The organism is Streptomyces sp. NPDC093586 (assembly GCF_044764905.1).
Classification (GTDB): Bacteria; Actinomycetota; Actinomycetes; order Streptomycetales; family Streptomycetaceae; genus Streptomyces.
In genome coordinates this window covers 1-17153 of sequence record NZ_JBIWJA010000033.1, presented here as the reverse complement: position 1 = coordinate 17153, position 17153 = coordinate 1, and the positions used below count along the sequence as shown (strand labels likewise).

General features: G+C 73.6%; 17 protein-coding genes and 2 pseudogenes. 8 read left to right on the top strand and 11 right to left on the bottom strand.

Features of this window, described 5'->3' with window-relative positions:
• A pseudogene (locus tag ACIRFH_RS27775) lies at positions 1-242 on the bottom strand (hypothetical protein); the annotation flags it as partial.
• 1141 nt (positions 243-1383) lie between these two features.
• The gene (locus ACIRFH_RS27770) at positions 1384-3279 is read right to left on the bottom strand and encodes a SpoIIE family protein phosphatase (RefSeq protein ID WP_403526362.1); all 1896 of its coding nucleotides are present in this window, start codon (positions 3277-3279) and stop codon (positions 1384-1386) included.
• Positions 3280-3447: 168 nt separating this feature from the next.
• On the opposite strand from ACIRFH_RS27770, the gene ACIRFH_RS27765 reads away from it, so the two are divergent.
• Positions 3448-3984 (top strand): GNAT family N-acetyltransferase, encoded by a 537-nt coding sequence (locus tag ACIRFH_RS27765; RefSeq protein ID WP_403526359.1) that lies wholly within the window; start codon positions 3448-3450, stop codon positions 3982-3984.
• A 70-nt stretch (positions 3985-4054) separates the two neighbouring features.
• On the opposite strand, the gene ACIRFH_RS27760 is transcribed toward ACIRFH_RS27765, so the two are convergent.
• The 5 genes from ACIRFH_RS27760 to ACIRFH_RS27740 all read right to left on the bottom strand — a co-directional run bounded on the left by ACIRFH_RS27760 (position 4055) and on the right by ACIRFH_RS27740 (position 9427).
• Positions 4055-4495, bottom strand: coding sequence for an ATP-binding protein (locus tag ACIRFH_RS27760; RefSeq protein WP_403526356.1), 441 nt, complete (start codon positions 4493-4495; stop codon positions 4055-4057).
• Between the two features lie 185 nt (positions 4496-4680).
• Entirely contained in the window at positions 4681-6321 is a 1641-nt protein-coding gene (gene pgm / locus ACIRFH_RS27755) for a phosphoglucomutase (alpha-D-glucose-1,6-bisphosphate-dependent) (RefSeq protein WP_403526353.1), read from the bottom strand.
• Between the two features lie 325 nt (positions 6322-6646).
• Complete coding sequence (locus tag ACIRFH_RS27750; protein WP_403526350.1) at positions 6647-7078, bottom strand: hypothetical protein; 432 nt, start codon at positions 7076-7078, stop codon at positions 6647-6649.
• A 534-nt stretch (positions 7079-7612) separates the two neighbouring features.
• Positions 7613-8359: a PepSY domain-containing protein gene (locus ACIRFH_RS27745; protein WP_403526347.1), complete on the bottom strand. Its 747-nt coding sequence runs from the start codon at positions 8357-8359 to the stop codon at positions 7613-7615.
• A 78-nt stretch (positions 8360-8437) separates the two neighbouring features.
• Positions 8438-9427, bottom strand: coding sequence for a LysR substrate-binding domain-containing protein (locus ACIRFH_RS27740; protein WP_403526344.1), 990 nt, complete (start codon positions 9425-9427; stop codon positions 8438-8440).
• 196 nt (positions 9428-9623) lie between these two features.
• Here ACIRFH_RS27740 and snpA point away from each other — a divergent pair, with 196 nt between their 5' ends.
• Both snpA and ACIRFH_RS27730 read left to right on the top strand, forming a co-directional pair.
• Positions 9624-10307, top strand: coding sequence for a snapalysin (gene snpA, locus ACIRFH_RS27735; RefSeq protein ID WP_403526341.1), 684 nt, complete (start codon positions 9624-9626; stop codon positions 10305-10307).
• Between the two features lie 130 nt (positions 10308-10437).
• Positions 10438-10698 carry a hypothetical protein gene (locus ACIRFH_RS27730; protein WP_403526338.1) on the top strand — a complete coding sequence of 87 codons (261 nt, stop codon included), beginning with the start codon at positions 10438-10440 and terminating at the stop codon, positions 10696-10698.
• A gap of 67 nt (positions 10699-10765) precedes the next feature.
• Here ACIRFH_RS27730 and ACIRFH_RS27725 read toward each other — a convergent pair whose 3' ends face one another.
• On the bottom strand, positions 10766-11455 hold the full coding sequence (locus tag ACIRFH_RS27725) for an adenosylcobinamide amidohydrolase (protein WP_403526334.1): 690 nt from the start codon (positions 11453-11455) through the stop codon (positions 10766-10768).
• A 252-nt stretch (positions 11456-11707) separates the two neighbouring features.
• Between ACIRFH_RS27725 and ACIRFH_RS27720 the strand changes: the two genes are divergently transcribed.
• On the top strand, positions 11708-12058 hold the full coding sequence (locus ACIRFH_RS27720) for a hypothetical protein (protein WP_403526331.1): 351 nt from the start codon (positions 11708-11710) through the stop codon (positions 12056-12058).
• A 145-nt stretch (positions 12059-12203) separates the two neighbouring features.
• On the opposite strand, the gene ACIRFH_RS27715 is transcribed toward ACIRFH_RS27720, so the two are convergent.
• A complete protein-coding gene (locus ACIRFH_RS27715; protein ID WP_403526328.1) occupies positions 12204-13397 on the bottom strand; it encodes a globin domain-containing protein in 1194 nt (397 codons plus the stop codon).
• Between the two features lie 73 nt (positions 13398-13470).
• Positions 13471-13917, bottom strand: coding sequence for a nitric oxide-sensing transcriptional repressor NsrR (gene nsrR, locus ACIRFH_RS27710; protein WP_403526325.1), 447 nt, complete (start codon positions 13915-13917; stop codon positions 13471-13473).
• Positions 13918-14065: 148 nt separating this feature from the next.
• Here nsrR and ACIRFH_RS27705 point away from each other — a divergent pair, with 148 nt between their 5' ends.
• From ACIRFH_RS27705 to ACIRFH_RS27690, 4 genes and pseudogenes are all read left to right on the top strand, one after another.
• Complete coding sequence (locus tag ACIRFH_RS27705; protein WP_403526322.1) at positions 14066-14497, top strand: hypothetical protein; 432 nt, start codon at positions 14066-14068, stop codon at positions 14495-14497.
• A gap of 180 nt (positions 14498-14677) precedes the next feature.
• The gene (locus ACIRFH_RS27700) at positions 14678-15367 is read left to right on the top strand and encodes a GAF and ANTAR domain-containing protein (protein WP_403526320.1); all 690 of its coding nucleotides are present in this window, start codon (positions 14678-14680) and stop codon (positions 15365-15367) included.
• A 49-nt stretch (positions 15368-15416) separates the two neighbouring features.
• A pseudogene (locus ACIRFH_RS27695) lies at positions 15417-15967 on the top strand (cytochrome P450); the annotation flags it as partial.
• A gap of 120 nt (positions 15968-16087) precedes the next feature.
• Positions 16088-16489 carry a hypothetical protein gene (locus ACIRFH_RS27690; protein ID WP_403526554.1) on the top strand — a complete coding sequence of 134 codons (402 nt, stop codon included), beginning with the start codon at positions 16088-16090 and terminating at the stop codon, positions 16487-16489.
• A gap of 256 nt (positions 16490-16745) precedes the next feature.
• Here ACIRFH_RS27690 and ACIRFH_RS27685 read toward each other — a convergent pair.
• A partial coding sequence (locus ACIRFH_RS27685; protein ID WP_403526317.1) for a thiamine pyrophosphate-dependent enzyme occupies positions 16746-17153 on the bottom strand: 408 nt, incomplete at its 5' end.

Genomic DNA, 17153 nt, shown 5'->3' with positions numbered 1-17153 from the left:
GACTTCTCACCACCGTCGTCGCCGGAACCGCCCCAGTCACCCTTGTTCACCGAGGTCAGCGCACCGCCACCCGTGTGCATTCCGCCTCGCGGCCCGTCGTGCTTGCCTCCGTTGCCCTGCTCCTTGCTGTAGGAAGAGTCGTCGTGGTCCCAGTCACCACCGGCCGCGTGGGCGCCGGGGGCGCCGAGGACGAGGACGGTCGAAGCCGCCGCTGTGGCCAGGAGAGTGCGAGCAGATCGCATCTGAGATTCCTTCCGCCACGACCGGGCAGCTGGTGCTTCGTCAGCTGATGTGACCCGGCCCTGACGTGATTTACCGTCAGCCAGCCGCTCCGCTTCCACCACTCAAGGCGCTCAGCCGGGTGAACCCCATCGGTACGGGACATGCGGCCGGAGGACACGGGGTCCTCCGGTCTGTCGCCGCTCACCGCTCGGTGTGCGGCGGGTTCGGCCGGACATCCCTGTCCGTCAACTTCCTTTTGCTGCAAGGGGATCCGACCGGAAATTCATATGACTGCGCGTACGGCGCACTGGAGCGCACGGCGCCCCCTGACGGCCGCTGTCGGCCGGCTCCTGTTCGTGATGCCGCGTCCGGTGACCACACGGCCGTCGGAATGAAGAGCACGAGCGCGGCGGGCCGCCTCGTCGGCGAGGCCGGCCGGGCCGAGGCCATGGCGACCGAGGGGCGCCCGGAGCGAAGGCCCACCGGACAGATACGGATCTCCACCCGTTCGGGTGGCACGGGCGGGCAGGCGGCCGAGGCGGCGGCACGGGATCCGTCGGGCCGGACGGCGGCGCTGCCCGATGTGGCGGGCGTGACCGCGAGCCTGCTGATCGGGCTGCGGGCGCGCTCGCTGGTCGTACGGAGGAGCGAACAGGTACGGGTGGCCATCGAGTTGGAACGGTCTCAGGCCGATACGTCCAGGCGCACCGGTGTCAGGGGCCGCGGACGAACGGGAGCGGGCGGTGTGTGCCGTCCACGACGCCCTCGCCCCGGGAGAGCGTGTCGCTCGTGGTCCTCGCGGGGCGGCCCGGACCCCGGCACCGCACCGGCGCCCAGCGGCCGTAGTCGTGTCCAGCGAGTCGACGGCCCGCCACCGCCTCGCCGAGGCACGGGGGATGACGGGCCCGGTGCGACAGCGGGGCGGCGCGTCGACCACGCGGTGACGCGGACGCCGCGCCGCGTCCTGGACCGCTTCGTGCGGTGGCCGCCGGTCCGGCGGACATCCCGTGCGACCAGCGGATCTGGCTCGTCGGCCGCACCCAGGAGCCCTCGCCGACGCCCGCGAACACGCGCGGACCCGGCGGGCGGCGTGATCGTCATCCATCGGCCCCACGGTGCGGAGAGGGTGGTGCCCCGTTCCTCCTCGTCGGAGGGCCCCGCCTAGTCCTCCGGGTCGCCGCTGGTCGGGTCCGTGACCTCGGGGTGCTCATGGCGGGAGCCGGGGGCGGCGCGGTCGGGGGCGGCCTCGCTGCGCGGGGACTGGGGCGGCGGGGGCGGCGCCGTGTCGCCGGCGGCACCGACACCCTCGGCGGGCAGGCGCAGCGCGAGCAGGGCCACGTCGTCGCCGCGCGGCGCGATGCGTGTCAGCAGTTCGTCGCAGAAGTCGTCGACGGTCCGCTCCCCCAGCCGGCGGGCCAGGACGCCGGCGTGGTGGCGCAGCTTGGCCATGCCGAGGTCGATCGGACGCTCACGGCTCTCCACCAGACCGTCGGTGTAGAGCAGGAGGATGCTCTCCGGAGGTAGTTCCTCGCGGGCGTCGGGCCATTCCAGGCCGAGGCTCAGGGTCTCGCTCATGCCGATCAGCGGGCCGTGGCCGCCCTCCAGGTAGCGGGTCCCGCCGTCGGACGTGATCAGCAGGGGCGGTGGATGACCGGCGTTGACCCAGTGGAACTGCCACGGTCCGCCCTCGGGGCCCTCGACACGGGCGAAGACGAGCGTGGCCATGGGGGCGTCGCTGGTGTTGGTCACGGCCTCGTCGAGACGGCGCATGATCACACTGGGCGGCTCCTGGTGGTCCCAGGCCAGGGCGCGGAGCATGTTGCGCACCTCCGCCATGTGGGCGGCGGCCTGCAGGTCGTGCCCGACGACGTCCCCGATGACCAGGGCCATCACCCCGTCGGCGAGCAGGAAGGCGTCGTACCAGTCGCCGCCGATCTCCATGGCGCTCTCGGCGGGCCAGTAACGGGCGGCCATGCGGATGTGGTCGACCTGCGGGAGAGGCGTGAGCAACTGGCGTTGCATGGTCTCGGCGACGTTCTGCTGCTCGTGGTAGAGCCGGGCGTTGTCCATGACCAGTCCGACGCGGCGGCCGATGTCGGCGAGCAGGGCGACCTCGGCCTCGGTGTGGGCGGGCGAGTCCCCGGCGCGGGCCACGGTCAGGATTCCGTAGGACCGCTGCCGGGTGCGGAGGGGGACGACGACGGCGGTGTGGCCGCCGAGCTGTTCGAACAGGGCCCGATGGGTGGCCGCGAGGGGGGCCGGCGGGTCGTGGAGCAGCTCCTCGGCGGTCAGCTGGACGGGGCGGTCGCCGTTGACCAGCCGTGCCAGCGCCGCACGGGACGGGTCCGGCAGCGGGGCGAGCGGCCCCCGCAGCCGCCGGGCCCGCTGCGGGCGGGTGCTGCTGCGGACGGTGAGCCGTTCCAGCACACCCTGCTGCCCCGGATGGACGTCGACGGCGGCCCACTCGCCGAGTTCCGGCACCAGCAGCCGCAGGAGGCGGCGGAGGGTGACGGGGGTGCGCTCGGTGGGGACCAGCACCGTCGAGATCTCGGCCACCAGGTGCAGCTGGGCGGTGAGGGTCTCCAGGGCCGCGGCGCGGGCGTGCGCCTCCTCGGTGCCGCTGCGGTGCAGGCTGAAGTCGTGGAAGACGAGCACCAGCCCTTCCTGGTGGTCGTCCGTGAACAGGGGGGTGGACGCCCAGATGATCGGCACCGTGCTGCCGTCGGCCCGCTGGAAGTACTCCTCGCTGCCCTCCTCGGCCGGTGCCCCGCTCAGGGGGCTGCGCAGCCCGCACCGTTCCCGGGGGACGGGGCTGCCGTCGGCGTACCGGTGCAGCAGGTCGTGCGCGTCGTGCCCGGTCATCTCCGCCGCCGACCGCCCCAGCAGCCGCTCGGCCCACGGGTTCGCCGAGGTGATGCGGCCGGACGGGTCGAGGGTGAGGACGCCGGCGCCGAGGTCGCGGAGGACGGCGCGGGCGAAGCCGGGCTCCGGGACTCCGTCCGCCCCGTCGTGTCCTGGCTCGTCGCCCTCCCGGTGGCCCGCCCAGCGTGACGTCACGACCCTCACAGCCTTCCGATGCCGTCCGTCCCGCCAGGTTCCCTCAGAGGACGCCGGTGAACCGCCCCGGAGGCGGCCGATGGAGGGAACGCCGCCCGGCCACCGGACAGTGCCCGGGCGAGCCCTTATCCGGTCGCTCCGCGGGCGCGACGCCGCTACGGTGACGTGATGCCCGAGCTGCGTACCGACCGTCTTGTGCTCCGCGAGTGGCGGGGGTCCGACCTGGCGCCGTGGGCGGCCATGAACGCCGACCCGGTGGTCCGCGCGTACTTCCCCGGGGTGCTCACGCGGGAGGAGAGCGAGGCGTCCGCGGCCGGTTTCCAGAGCGACCTCGAGCGGCGGGGCTGGGGGTGGTGGGCGGTGGAGGTCGCGGCCACCGGTGAGTTCATCGGGTTCACGGGGCTCGATCCGGTCGAGGACGGCATGCCGTTCACCGGGATCGAGGCCGGCTGGCGGCTGGCCCGTCCCGCCTGGGGGCACGGCTACGCCACCGAGGCCGCCCGTGCCGTGACGGCCTTCGCCTTCGAGGAGCTCGGCCTGACGGAGGTCCTCGCGATCACGGCGGCTGCCAACCACCGTTCGCGGGCCGTGATGCGCCGCCTGGGCATGACCCGCGATCCGGCCGACGACTTCGACGATCCGGGCGTGCCCGAAGGGCCCCTGCGCCGGAGTGTGCTGTACCGGCTCCCGTGCTCCGGCGGGTGACGGAGGGCGGTCCCCGGGCGGGCCGGTCCGCCTCGGCCGCTCAGGCCCCCCGGGGGGGCGCGGCCGGCCCTCACCCGTCGGTGAGCCGCACGACGGCCGTCGTGCGCTTGCCGACCGGTTCTCTGTGCACCTCGAACGTCTGGCAGACCGCCATGACGATCTCCAGCCCGTGCCGGCCGATCCGTCCGGGATCCGAGGCCGCGGGCACGGGCAGCACCGGGGCGCTGTCCCACACGGACACCTCCACCCGGTCCTCGGCCAGCTCCAGGTCGACCAGGGACGGCCCGGGCGCGTACTTGCAGGCGTTCGTCAGCAGCTCGCTGACCACGAGCTGCACCACGTCCACCGTCCGGTCGGACACCGCGACCCCGCGGGCCGCCCGCGAACGCGCCAGGAAACCCCGGGCCAGCTCGCGGCCCCGGGCGATGTCACCGGGACCGCCCTCGTACTGCGCCGAAATCCTGACCGGCGTCTTTGCGAGCCGGTCCCCGTGGTGGGCAGCCCCGTTCATCCGATCCGCCCTCTTCCTGAGCCTTGACCGTTACGCCAGCCCGTCTACCCACGAATCCGGGAAACACCGGGCACGGCCGGCATCGGGACGCCCGGAGCGTCCCTCGTGTCCTCATGAGCGGCCCGGTGGTGGTACTCCCCCGGGCCGGTCCCGAAGAGAACCGGCCCGGGGCCGGGGCGCGGGCGTCAGCCGCCCAGGGCGCCGAGGACGACGAGCTTGGCCTCGTCCTGCACCTGTCGGAGGTGGTCCGGGCCGAGGAACGACTCGCCGTAGATCTTGTAGACGTCCTCGGTGCCCGAGGGACGCGCCGCGAACCAGGCGTTCTCCGTGGTCACCTTGATGCCGCCGATGGCCGCGCCGTTGCCCGGCGCCTCGGTGAGCACGGCGGTGACCGGTTCGCCCGCGAGGGTGTCGGCGGTGACCTGGGCCGGGGACAGCTTCGCCAGACGGGCCTTCTCCTCGCGGGTGGCGGGGGCGTCGATGCGGGCGTAGGCGGGCTCGCCGAAGCGGGCGGTGAGCGCGGCGTAGTGCTCGGACGGGGTCCTGCCGGTGACGGCGGTGATCTCGGAGGCGAGCAGGGCCAGGATGATGCCGTCCTTGTCCGTGGTCCACACGGAGCCGTCCCGGCGCAGGAAGGAGGCGCCGGCGGACTCCTCGCCGCCGAAGCCGAGCGTGCCGCCGACCAGGCCGTCCACGAACCACTTGAATCCGACGGGCACCTCGACCAGCCGTCGGCCGAGGTCCGCGGCGACCCGGTCGATCATGCCGGAGGACACCAGCGTCTTGCCCACGCCCGCGTCGGCGGGCCACTCGGTGCGGTGGGCGTACAGGTAGTCGATGGCGGTGGCCAGGTAGTGGTTGGGGTTCATCAGGCCGCCGTCGGGGGTGACGATGCCGTGCCGGTCGGCGTCGGCGTCGTTGCCCGTCGCGATGGTGAAGCGGTCGCGCTGCTCGATGAGGGAGGCCATCGCGTGCGGCGACGAGCAGTCCATGCGGATCTTGCCGTCCCAGTCCAGCGTCATGAACCGCCAGGTGGGATCGGTCAGCGGATTGACCACGGTCAGGTCGAGGCGGTGCTGCTCGGCGATCCGCCCCCAGTACGCCACGGAGGCTCCGCCCAGCGGGTCGGCGCCGATGCGCACCCCGGCGGAGCGGATCGCGTCGAGGTCCAGGACGCTCGGCAGGTCGGAGACGTACGCGCCGAGGAAGTCGTAGCGGCCGGTGCCGGGCGCGGCGAGGGCGCGCGCGTAGGGGACGCGCCGGACGTCCTTCAGGCCGGCCGCGATGATCTCGTTGGCCCGGTCCTGGATCCAGGAGGTGGCGTCCGAGCCCGCCGGGCCGCCGTTCGGCGGGTTGTACTTGAAGCCGCCGTCAGCGGGCGGGTTGTGCGAGGGGGTCACGACCACGCCGTCGGCGAGGCCCGAGGTGCGGCCCCGGTTGTGGGTGAGGATGGCGTGGGAGACGGCCGGGGTGGGGGTGTAGCCGTCCGCGGTGTCGATGAGGACGGTGACGTCGTTGGCCGCGAACACCTCCAGCGCGGTGATCCTCGCCGGTTCCGACAGGGCGTGGGTGTCGGCGCCGAGGAAGAGCGGGCCGGTGGTGCCCTGGTTCGCGCGGTACTCGCAGATGGCCTGGCTGGTCGCGGCGATGTGGTCCTCGTTGAACGCTGTCGCCAGGGACGATCCGCGGTGCCCGGACGTGCCGAAGGCGACCCGTTGCCCGGGCTCGGCGGGGTCCGGGTGCAGGGCGTAGTAGGACGTCACCAGCCTGGCGACGTCGATCAGGTCCTCGGGTTCGGCCGGCCGGCCGGCACGGTCGTGCTGCATGCGCCCACTCCTCCGCATCGGTCATGCATTCGCTCGGGTCCTATCTTCCCCTGTCCGGGGAGCGGCGACCGGCCTTCCGCCCGAGGGCGGTGCGCACGTCGTGGTCGAGGCGGTGGTGCGGCAGGTGCCGGAACCGGCCGTGCCCGTCCCGCCCGGGCGCGCCGGCAACGGCGCCCGGGCGGGACGGGCACGGCCGGGCGCCGAAGTGACCGGGCGTCGCCCCGACCGCGGTGCCGGTCACCCGGTGTTCCCGGCGGGCCGCCCCGCCCGTTCCCGTGCGCGGGCGGACGTGGCCTCCGCTCCCGGCACGCCGTGCGACGGGGCGTCAGATGCGGCCGCCGGTGAGCCGGGTGAGGGGGCCGTGCGTGTGGCGTCCCGCGCGGCGGCCCATGGCGTACGAGGCGGCGCTCAGCGCGGTCAGACCGGCGCCCACGCCGGCCGCGACGAGCCTGCGCTGGGCGAGGACCGTCCACGCCGTCCTCGCCGTGGTGGCGACGTGCCCCGAGGTGGTGATGACCGCCTGGCGCCCGGCCTCGACGCCCTTGGCCGCCGTCTGCACCGCTCCGGCCGCGGCCTGTGCCGAGCGTTCGGCCCCCGCCCTGGCCGCTGACGAGGCATCAGCGGCCTTGCCGGTGGCGGCCTTCGCGGTCCGCGAGGCGGGGGCGGTCGCCCGGTCGGCGGCGGCGCGGGCTTTGGACTCGGTCGCAGTCCGGGTGGTGTCGGACTTCTGGTTGGTGTCCTTGTTCGGATCGCTCATGGACACCGCCTTGCCTGTCACCGGGGCGGCAAACACCCACCGCGCCCGCCTGCCGGTGGAGAACCCGGCCGAGACCCCGCGGTGCTGTCCCGGGGGAGTGTCACCGGGCCGCTGCCGAGGGGAGTCGGGCCGCACTCGCCTGCTCGCCCGGCACCTCGGCCGTGAACCGCACGGGCCATCGCTGTGCCGGGCCGCGCGAGGACCCGCGGCGGGCGCGTACAGCGCCACCTCGATCGAGTGGGTCCCGGTGTCGGCGAGGGCACGCCGCAGCGGCTCGTACAGCCGCCGGACGCCGGCCGTCGGCGCCGGCCCGTCGGTCACCGGTGCCCTGACCTCCTCGGGGATCGGTCACCCGTGGGGTTTTTGTCTCTTCGCCGCGGTCTGCGGCTTCCTCGCCGCGCTGACCCTGCCGGGCCGGACGCGGGGTGAGGGGACACGGGCCGCCGAGGCGGCCGTCCGACACGGACGGCACGAGGAAAGGGAGCAGCCGGGCGATGCGGCCCGCTGCTCCCGGAGTGCTGGTCGGGGAGGCGCTCAGTCGCTGTCGACGTGCTGGCGCAGGATCTTGCCGTTCGTCGCGTCGACGTCGACGGTCGTCTTGTTCCAGTTGTCGGTCGAGACGACATCGACGGACCACATGACCTGCTGGTTGTCGTTCTCGTCGAGTTCGACGCCGGTGACGGTGCCCTTGGCCTTGCCGGTGGCCGCCTTCACCGCCTGCTGCGGGGTCTGGGTGGCCTTGCCCAGCCGGTCGGTGATCTTCTTCTTGTCGTCGGAGTCCTGGTCCGACTCGACCTCGGTGCGGAAGACCTTTCCGCTGACCGCGTCGATGTCGATCCGGTGCACGGTGCCGTCGGAGGCGGCGACCTTGGCCTCCCACTCGGGGGCGCCCTGGCTGGGGGCGGGGTTCGGGGTGCTCGGCATCGGCGAGCCCGTGGCCGAGGTCGCCTCGGACGAGGTCTTCTTCAGTTCGAGGTCGATCAGCTTGCTGCCGGACACCTCCTTGACGGCGGTGTCGGCGGCCTTGTCCCAGGTCACCTTGGCCATCGGGACCAGGGCCTTGCGCTCGGCCTCGTCCTCGTTCATCGAGGGGGAGGCGGAGGAGGAAGCGGATTCGGAGACGGAGGCGGAACCGGAGGGGGAACCGGTCGGTGCCGCCTCGGCGACACTCGAGCGTGTCGTATCGGCATTGGTACAGGCCGTCATCAGCAGTACGGAACTGCCCAGGGCACACATCACGGCCATCGAACGCAGTGGGGGAAGTCGTCGCGCAGAGCTCATGCTCCTCTCCGTAACCGTTTGGCCCTGTTGTCATACCGGTTCGGGAGGGAAAACACTCGAACGGCCGGATGGTCCGGTTCAGCGGACGGGAACGAACCGCGCCCGGCCGACCCCCGCGCCGGTCACCGGCGGGCACGGGGCGACGGTCTGCGGCCGGCGGCCCTCCAGCCACTCGCGGTACGCGGAGGACTGGCGGGCCACCTCCCAGTACGCCTCCTCCAGTGCGGGGTAGACCGCGTCCAGTTCGGCCCGGGTGCGCGCGGCCAGCAGCAGACGCACGCCGAGGGGGTCGCCGTACAGGCGTCGTACCGCCGTGTCGGGGCGGGAGAGGGAGCTGGGCTGACAGACGGTGACGGCTTCGCCGGTCGCGACGAGGGAGGCGGCGGTGTGGTAGTCGCCGTGCAGGACGCGCGGGTCGAGGCCGACGGCGCGCAGCATGCGGTGCACGCCGTCCCATTCGCCGTCGACGGTGGGATCGACCATCCACCGGTCGTCGGCGAGGTCGGTGAGGCGGACGACGGGGCGGGCCGCCGCCGGGTGGTCGGCGGGCAGCATGACGAACTGCGGTTCGCGCTCGACCAGGACCCGTAGCCGCAGGCCCTCGGGGACGCGCAGCGGGCAGCCCTCCACCTCGTGCACGAAGGCGACGTCGAGCTGGCCGTCGCAGACCCTGCGCAGCAGCGCGTTGGCGGAGACGTCCATCTGGAGCGTCGGTTCCAGGCCGGGGCGTCTGAGACGGCGCAGCCAGCCGGCGAGGGCCCGGCTCGCGGTGGAGCCGACACGCAGCCGGCTGTCACCGCCGGCCGCGGCGGAGCGGGCCTCGCGGACGAGGGTCCGCATGTCGGCCAGCAGGGGGCGGGCGCGACCGAGGACGGTGCGACCGAGGGGGGTGGGGCGGCATCCGGTGCGTTCCCGGACGAACAGCGGGCCGCCCAGGGCCTGTTCGATGCGGCTCAGCTGGGTGCTCAACGTGGGCTGTGCGACGCCCAGTTGGCGTGCCGCCCGGTGCAGGCTGCCGGCGTCGGCGATGGCGCACAGCGCGCGAAGGTGCCTCACCTCGAGCTCCATACGGGGAGCGTAGAGCGGAACAGCCGGGTTGCGCCAGGTGAACAAAACGCGGCGGACCAGGGCGAGTTCTGCGCTCCCGGAGAACCTGGGCGATAGCCCGGGCCTATCGCCTGTTGCCATCATCACAGCGGGCTGATGGGCGCCTCACACTCACCGGTGACGGCTTCTCCCCACTCCCCCACACAAGGAGTCATCGATGCGCATCACCTTGCCCCTGCTGTCCACCGCGGTCGGTCTCGGCCTGACCGCCGCCGTGCTCGGCGCCGGCCCGGCCGGGACGGCCGCCGCTCCCCAGCCCCGGGCCGCCGCGGTACAGGCCGGGTACGAGCCTTCGGCCGGGTCGGGCGAAGACGCCCGCGCCAATCAGGAGTTCTTCGAGGCGGTCGTCAGGTCCGTCGCGAAGAAGCGGGCGGCCGCCCCGTCCTCGACGGCCGCCGTCACCGTCTACTACAGCACCAGAAACGCTCCCAGCTTCCGTACCCAGATATCCCGCAGCGCCCAGATCTGGAACAGCTCGGTGTCCAACGTGCGCCTTCAGGAGAGCAGTTCCGGCGCGGACTTCGCGTACTACGAGGGCAACGACTCGCGCGGCTCGTACGCCTCGACGGACGGGCACGGCAGCGGCTACATCTTCCTCGACTACACGCAGAACCGGCAGTACGACTCCACCCGCGTGACCGCGCACGAGACGGGGCACGTGCTCGGCCTGCCCGACCACTACTCCGGCCCGTGCAGCGAGTTGATGTCGGGCGGTGGCCCCGGCCCGTCCTGCACCAACCCGTACCCCAACTCCACGGAGCGCAGCCGGGTGAACCAGCTGTGGGCGAACGGGTTCGCGGCCGCCCTGGACAAGGCGCTGGAGAAGAGCGGGCAGCGCTGAGCGGTACGTGAGGACAGTCGCGGAGGCGGCCGGAGCGGGCCGCCCCCGCGCACCTGTGCCCGGACCGCTTGCCGGGTCCCCGAGGGGTACCCGACGTCCACTCGTGAGTACTCCGGCGAAGGAGCCCTGCGTGAACCGGCGGAAGGCGCCCGCCGACGGCGGACTCGGCGATCTGGAACCCGGCACGCGGCAGCGCGCGCAGTTGCGCAACCGCGTCGCCGACATCTCGTGGACGGCGTTGTGCGTGGTGCTCGCGCTGTGGGCCGTCTGGAGCGCCGTCGGCGTGGCGCGGGGTGCGACGGCGTGGGCGTACTGCGCCGTGGCCTGGGTGCTGCCGGCCGCGGCGCCGGCCCTGCGCGCGGCGGCGGTACGGCGCAGGACCTCCCCGTAACCGCTCGGGGCGGGCGCCGGCCGCCGAAGTCGGGCAGGACGCCGGGGACTCGGGACCGGGCTGCGGCTCAGCCGGGTGCGGCGGGAGGCAGCGCGGCGAGTACGGCGCGGTGGACGGCCCGCGCCAGCCGGGCGCCCCACTCGGAGCGGGGGCCGGCGAAGGCGTGGACCTCCGTGCCGGGGCGCGGCGCGCGGGCGGCGACGCACACGGCGTCGGTGGGGGTTCCGGAGCAGTCGAGGCCCGCTTCGACCAGGGCCTGCACCTTGGCCTCGGTCGCCGTGATGACCGCGTTGACCAGGGCGGCGTCGCTCAGGGCCACCGGCAGGGCGGCGACGATGTTGATGGTGCCCGGCCCGGGTGTCCCCGTGCCGTCCTCCTGCGGTGCGGCCGCCCAGCCGCGCACGGAGACGCCCGCGGTGACGACGGCTTCCGCGCCGCCGTCCCGCGCTCGGCCGGGGTCGCGGACGTCGGCGGCGGTCATCAGGCCCATGCCCCGGCCCTCGGCCCCGGCGGCGAGGGCCAGGCCGGCGAGGTGCCGGGCGGGGTCGGTACGCCGATAGCCGTGCGCCACCTGGGCGTTGAGGACCCACGCGCAGTCGGCGATGCCGCCGCCGAGGACGGCGCTGCCGGCCATCCGCCAGCCCGGTCCGGGGCGCCACAGCAGGGCGTGCAACTGTTCGCCGTCCTCCATGCGCGCCAGGCGCTCCAGGTCCAGCAGACGGGGCCCGGTTCGGGGGGAGGGGAGGAGGGCGGGCACCGGTCGGGGCTCCTTGCCGGTTCGGGGACGGACCGGACGATCGTACGCGGCGGCGGTACGGGGCCGCCGGGCCCTCCCGGGCACGGTGGCACGGCCGCGTCGCATGTCTCGCCGGGCACCCGGTGCCGGGGCGCGGGGGCGCCGGTGCCACCCCCGTCGGGGGCGTCGCCGTCGGCGCGCATTGCGGACCGGGCCCGGGGCACTTTCACTGAAGGCACTTCGCCGTCAGGCGTCAGATCGGAGGCCACCACGATGCTGTCCCACACCCTGGAGCACGGAGTCCTCGTCATCACGGTGGACCAGGATCCGGGAATCGACGGGCGGGCCGCGCTGTCCACGCACATCACCGCTCTCGTCGACGCCCATCAGCCGGCTCCGGTCGTCATCGTGCTGACCGACGAGGCCTCGAGCGGTGCCACGGTCAGTGCCGTGCTCCGGGCCCATCAGTGGTGCGGTCGCCTCGGTGTCCTGATGAGCGTCGTCACCCACAGCGCCCCCGTCCGGCGGCTGCTGGAGAACAACGCCGACGCGACCGGCCCTCGCCTCGTCGTGCACGCCCGGACCGACACGGCCATCACCACCGCCTTCACCGCAGCGGCCTAACGCCGTTCCGCAGGAGCGTGGTGACGGCGGAGCCCGGCCGGCGGCACCCGGTGCCGCCGGCCGGTGCGCGGTCCCGGTGCGGTACGGGACGGCACCGAAGTGCCGGGTCGTACCGCGCCGGCGCCGGTTCGCCCGGCGCTTCTCCTTACTGCCCGAGCCAGAGGTCGGGGCCGAAGACCTCGTAGTGGACGGCCTCGGCGGGCACCCCGCGGCGCAGCAGGTCGCCGCGGACGGCGCGCATGAAGGGCACCGGGCCGCACAGGTAGACCGTGAGTCCCTCGGGCAGGTCCAGGCTGTCGACGTCGACGCGTCCGGCCGACGCCTCCGGCGCCTGGTCGCCGGGCTCCTCGTACCACAGGTGGAGCCGGGCGTCCGGGAGCGCGCGCACCAGCTCCGACTGCTCCTGCCGGTGGGCGTGGTCGGCGGGGGTGCGGTCGGCGTGGACGACGGTGACCGGACGTCCGCTGCCGGTGGCGGCCAGGTGGTCCAGCATGGCCAGCATGGGGGTGACGCCGATTCCGGCGGAGGCCAGCAGCAGCGGGCCGTCGCCCTCGGCCAGCGCGAGGTCGCCGAACGGCTCGGAGACGGTGAGCACATCGCCCTCGCGCGCGGTGGCGTGAAGCCAGGACGAGACCTCTCCGTCCGGGTGTCCGCCGCCCTGGACGCGCTTGACGGTGATCCGGCGGTCGGACCGGCCGGGCGCGGCGGACAGGCTGTACTGGCGTATCTGTCGCGAGCCGTCGGGCAGTTCGGACTGAACGCTGACGTACTGGCCCGGGCGGAACGGCCGCACGGGACGGTCGTCGGCCGGACGCAGCACGAAGGAGACGGCGTCGGGGCTCTCCTCACGCCGCTCGACGATCTCCATGCGGCGCCAGACCTGTCCCTCGGCGACCTCGGTCTCCTGGTAGAGACGGGCCTCGATGGCGATGAGCGCGTTGGCCATCAGCCAGTAGACCTCGTCCCAGGCCGCGGCGACCTCCGGGGTGACCGCGTCGCCGAGGACCTCCGCGATCGCCGCGAACAGGTGGTGGTGGACGATCTTGTACTGGTCGGAGGTGATGCCGAGGGAGGCGTGCTTGTGCGCGATCCGGGAGAGCATCGCGTCGGGGCGGGCGTCGGGGCGCTCCAGCAGCATGCCGGCGAACGCCGCGATGGACCCGGCCAGTGCCTTCTGCTGCTCCCCGCTGGCCTGGTTGCCCCGGTTGAACAGGTCCCTCAGCAGCTCGGGGTGGGCGTCGAAGAGCTTCCGGTAGAACAGCTCGGTGATGTCGCCGATGGCCGCTCCGACCGCCGGAAGGGTGGCCCGGACCACGGGGACTGACTGTTCGGAGAGCACAACGACTCCTTAATCGGTAGATTATTTTCGTGTTTTGAGCCACAGGCCGGCACCGCGCCGTGCCGCCCGCGCGTCAGCCGGGCGGACGAACCGTCAGACCGACCAGGACCGGGCCGGTCGGCGAGGCCACCAGGTCGGCGACGGTCAGCGGGTCGAGCGCGCCGTAGAACGCCTCCTGGGCGGCGCGCAGGGCGCCCCGCAGTCGGCAGGCCCCGCGCAGCGGGCACGGCGCCTCACCCTCGCAGGCGACGACCTCGCCGTCGCCCTCCAGCTCCCGGACCAGCCAGCCGACCGAGGCGCGCCGCCCCAGGTCGGTCAGCGTGAGTCCGCCGCCACGGCCACGTCGGGCCTCCACCACACCGAGGTGCTGGAGGCGGGTGATGGCCTTCGCGGCGTGCGTGTACGGCACGCCGATGACCTCGGCCACCTCACGGGTGGCGAGGGGGTCGTCGCCGTCCTTCACGACCGCCAGGCGCATCACGGAACGCAGCGCCAGGTCGGTGAACTTCGTCAGCCGCACGCCCGGACCTTAACAAATACGCATGTTAGATTCCCCTTTACCTGCGGTCGGAGCCCTGTGGAGTGTGTCACTCGGCGGGCCGTGCCAGGACGGCCGCTCAACCGGGCGGCGGGCAGCCGCGGTCGGACACGGCGGACGGTGACATCCGATGACAGCGGAAGGCGGCGGCTCCCCCGCCCCGGCCGGGGGGACGCCTCTCCCCCGGGTCCTGTGCGACACCGCGGAGCTCCTGGCCCGCGCCGAGGAGGCACGGGCCGGCGCCCTGTGGCGGCTCTCGGAACCGGGTCGGCAGCTGGACGCCAACGTCGTCCGCGTCCCCGCGTCCGGGCGGGTCGGCACGCACACCGAGCCGGACCTCGACGTCCTGCTGCTCGTCCTCGACGGGGCGGCCACCCTCGTGTGCACCGACGGCGACCGCCCGCTGCGGCCGGGGCTCCTGACCTGGCTGCCGCACGGTTCGACGCGCGCCGTCCAGGCCGGGCCCGACGGGGTGACGTACCTGACGGTCCACCGGCGCCGTCCCGGCCTGCGGATCCAGCCGCCCGGCGCCGCCGACCGGCTCCGTCCCGGCGGCTCCTGAACACCGGGACGGTCCGCCCGGCGATCAGGTCCTCCGAGGAGGTGCCGGGCTCGCCGACGCTCGTGACGGGCGTGCCCACGTGCACGGCTTCCGGCGCTTTTGCATCCGTTCGTCCTCGGGCACTCCTAGAGGGCCGGTGCGGTGCAGTGACGCGGCGTCCCGGCGGAACGGGAGGACGGGATGGACTGGCGAACGTTCGCCGAGAAGATGGCCTCACTGGCGCGGGATCTGCTGGCCCAGGAGTCCGTGCACGACACCCTGGAGCGGATCACCGGCTCGGCCACCGAGCTGGTCGAGGGCTGCGACGCCGCCGGCATCCTCCTTCTGCGCGGCAGACGGGTGCAGTCCCTCGCCCCCACCGATCAGATGGTGACCGACAGCGACCGGCTTCAGGAACGCGTCGGGGAGGGTCCCTGCTTCGACGCCGCGCGCACCTCCGAGGGGGAGCGGCAGTTCCGGATCGCCGACTTCACCGACGAGGCGCGGCGCTGGCCCGCATACGTGCCCGAGGCCCGCAAGCTGGGCCTGGGCAGCATGATGGGCATCCTGCTGTTCACCGAGGACGAGGACCTCGGCGCGCTGAACTTCTACTCCCGCCGGCCCGGCGCGTTCACCGAGGCCAGTGAGACCGCCGGCTGGCTGCTGGCCTCCCACGCCGCGGTCGCCTTCTCCAGCGCCCGCACCCAGGCCCAGTTGCAGGAGGCCATCGGCACCCGGCACACCATCGGTGAGGCCATGGGCATCCTGATGGGCAGTCGCCGCCTCACCGAGGAGCAGGCCTTCGCCGCGCTGCGCCGCTACTCCCAGGACCACAACGTCAAACTCCGCGACGTCGCCCGCCGGGTCTGCGAACGAGGCACCCTGCCCTGACTCCACCCTCTTTCGACGATCACCAACCCCCTTACACGGAAAGCACGTTGAGCACAGCACGGACGAGGAGACCGTCTCCACGCTCCAGCTGGTGGTCGCCGCGGGCCACGAGACGACGACCCCGCTGATCGTCGATGCCGTCGTCAGCCCGTCCGCGCGCCCGGGGCAGCGAGCCCTGATGCCGCCCGACGAGACGGACCGGTCCGCGGCGGTCGAAGAGAGACTGCGGTACTCGTCCCCGACCTCGCGCGTCCTGATCCGCTCCGCGGCCGAGGGCGTCCCGGTCGGCGGCGGAGTGCTACCGGCCGGGGACGCGCTGATCGTGTCGTACGGGGCACCGGGCCGGGACGAGGGAGCGCACGGTCCGGCGGCGGGCGCGTTCGACGTCACCCGCACCTCGCGAAACCGGCGCCTCGCCTTCGGGCACGGTCCGCACGTCCGCCCCGGCGCGGCCCTGTCCCGTCTCGAGGCCGGTCCGGCGCTCCCCGCGCTCTGCGCGCGCTCCCCCGGGCCGGGCCGGGCCGGGCGGTGCCGGTGTCCGAGCTGCGCAACAAGCCGGTGGTCACGCGGAACGACCTTCTCGAGCTGCCGGTCCGCCTGACCTGGACAGGGCCTGCGGAGCGTTTGCCCCGTTCCCGCCGGGTAACTCCGGAATCACGGACGCCGGCCCGACACGGCATACGGCGTCGACGCTGCTGGACGGTGATTCCAGGAGGCGCGATGTGGAACCGTAAGCGCAGGAAGGGCCGCCGGACCGCGCGGGCCGTTCCCGTGGAGCTGTGTGATCTGTGCGCCAAGGTGTTTCCCGAGAACGAGGCCGTGCGCGGATATGTGCCGGACTCCTCCTCCGCGCACGCCACCGATGAATGGTTCGACGGGCTGCGACTCATCACCGCGTGCTGCGACGACCACTTCGACGTGGTGAAGGGCGGCTATCAGGACCGTCCCTTCGTGCAGGAGGAGCTCTGGGCGGCGAAACTGACCCGTGCGCTGACCACGGGGCCGCCGGCGCTCTCCATGGATCAGCTCGCGTGCCGGACGGGCCTGCACGAGCCGCAGATCCGCCGCGCGATCGCCTGGCACAACGAGCAGATGCAACAGCGGCAGCGCATGGATCCCTGAGAGGTCTCCGCCGGCGGGCGGCCACGTGCGCGTCGAACAGCAGGCGCTCGATGCGCACGTGCCCGTGGAGGTGCTCCAGGTGTCGCCGTCTGCGGGCAGGCCGAGACGCCGGGCGGCCGGCAGCCCGGCGGTCTTCGGGACGCCCGTGACACGCCCGCACCGGGTGGCGTCGGACTGGAGGCAGGCCGCGGCGGGGCCGTCGACGAGATCGACGGCCCCACCGCGGGCCGTCCGGCGTCGTCGTGCCGGTCCGGCATCAGTGACGCCCGGGCAGGTGCTCGGCGTACTCGGTGAGCTTCTGGCGCACGCCCTTGGCGACGATGCCGGCACGCTCGGGGTCGTGCACGGCGGCCTTGGCGGCCTTCTTGCCCTGCTCCAGCATGATGTGCGGCGGGATCGGCGCGATCTCCGCGTCCACCTTGAACTCCAGCACCACGGGCCGGTCCGAGGCCAGCGCCTCGTCCCAGGCCGCACCCACCTTCTTCGGCTTGTCGCAGTGGATGCCCTTCAGTCCCACGAGTTCGGCGTAGGCGGCGTAGGGAACGTCGGGGATGTCCTGGGAGCCGGGGTACTTGGGGTCGCCGGCCATGGCGCGCTGCTCCCAGGTGACCTGGTTGAGGTCCTGGTTGTTGAACACGCAGAAGATGAACGGGGCCGGCCCCGA

Excerpts from the sequence above, each read along its gene's own strand:
- ACIRFH_RS27765 (WP_403526359.1), top strand. The coding sequence starts at position 3,448 with ATGCCCGAGCTGCGTACCGACCGTCTTGTGCTCCGCGAGTGGCGGGGG.
- ACIRFH_RS27760 (WP_403526356.1), bottom strand. The coding sequence starts at position 4,495 with ATGAACGGGGCTGCCCACCACGGGGACCGGCTCGCAAAGACGCCGGTC.
- pgm (WP_403526353.1), bottom strand. The coding sequence starts at position 6,321 with ATGCAGCACGACCGTGCCGGCCGGCCGGCCGAACCCGAGGACCTGATC.
- ACIRFH_RS27750 (WP_403526350.1), bottom strand. The coding sequence starts at position 7,078 with ATGAGCGATCCGAACAAGGACACCAACCAGAAGTCCGACACCACCCGG.
- ACIRFH_RS27745 (WP_403526347.1), bottom strand. The coding sequence starts at position 8,359 with ATGAGCTCTGCGCGACGACTTCCCCCACTGCGTTCGATGGCCGTGATG.
- ACIRFH_RS27740 (WP_403526344.1), bottom strand. The coding sequence starts at position 9,427 with ATGGAGCTCGAGGTGAGGCACCTTCGCGCGCTGTGCGCCATCGCCGAC.
- snpA (WP_403526341.1), top strand. The coding sequence starts at position 9,624 with ATGCGCATCACCTTGCCCCTGCTGTCCACCGCGGTCGGTCTCGGCCTG.
- ACIRFH_RS27720 (WP_403526331.1), top strand. The coding sequence starts at position 11,708 with ATGCTGTCCCACACCCTGGAGCACGGAGTCCTCGTCATCACGGTGGAC.
- ACIRFH_RS27705 (WP_403526322.1), top strand. The coding sequence starts at position 14,066 with ATGACAGCGGAAGGCGGCGGCTCCCCCGCCCCGGCCGGGGGGACGCCT.
- ACIRFH_RS27700 (WP_403526320.1), top strand. The coding sequence starts at position 14,678 with ATGGACTGGCGAACGTTCGCCGAGAAGATGGCCTCACTGGCGCGGGAT.
- ACIRFH_RS27690 (WP_403526554.1), top strand. The coding sequence starts at position 16,088 with ATGTGGAACCGTAAGCGCAGGAAGGGCCGCCGGACCGCGCGGGCCGTT.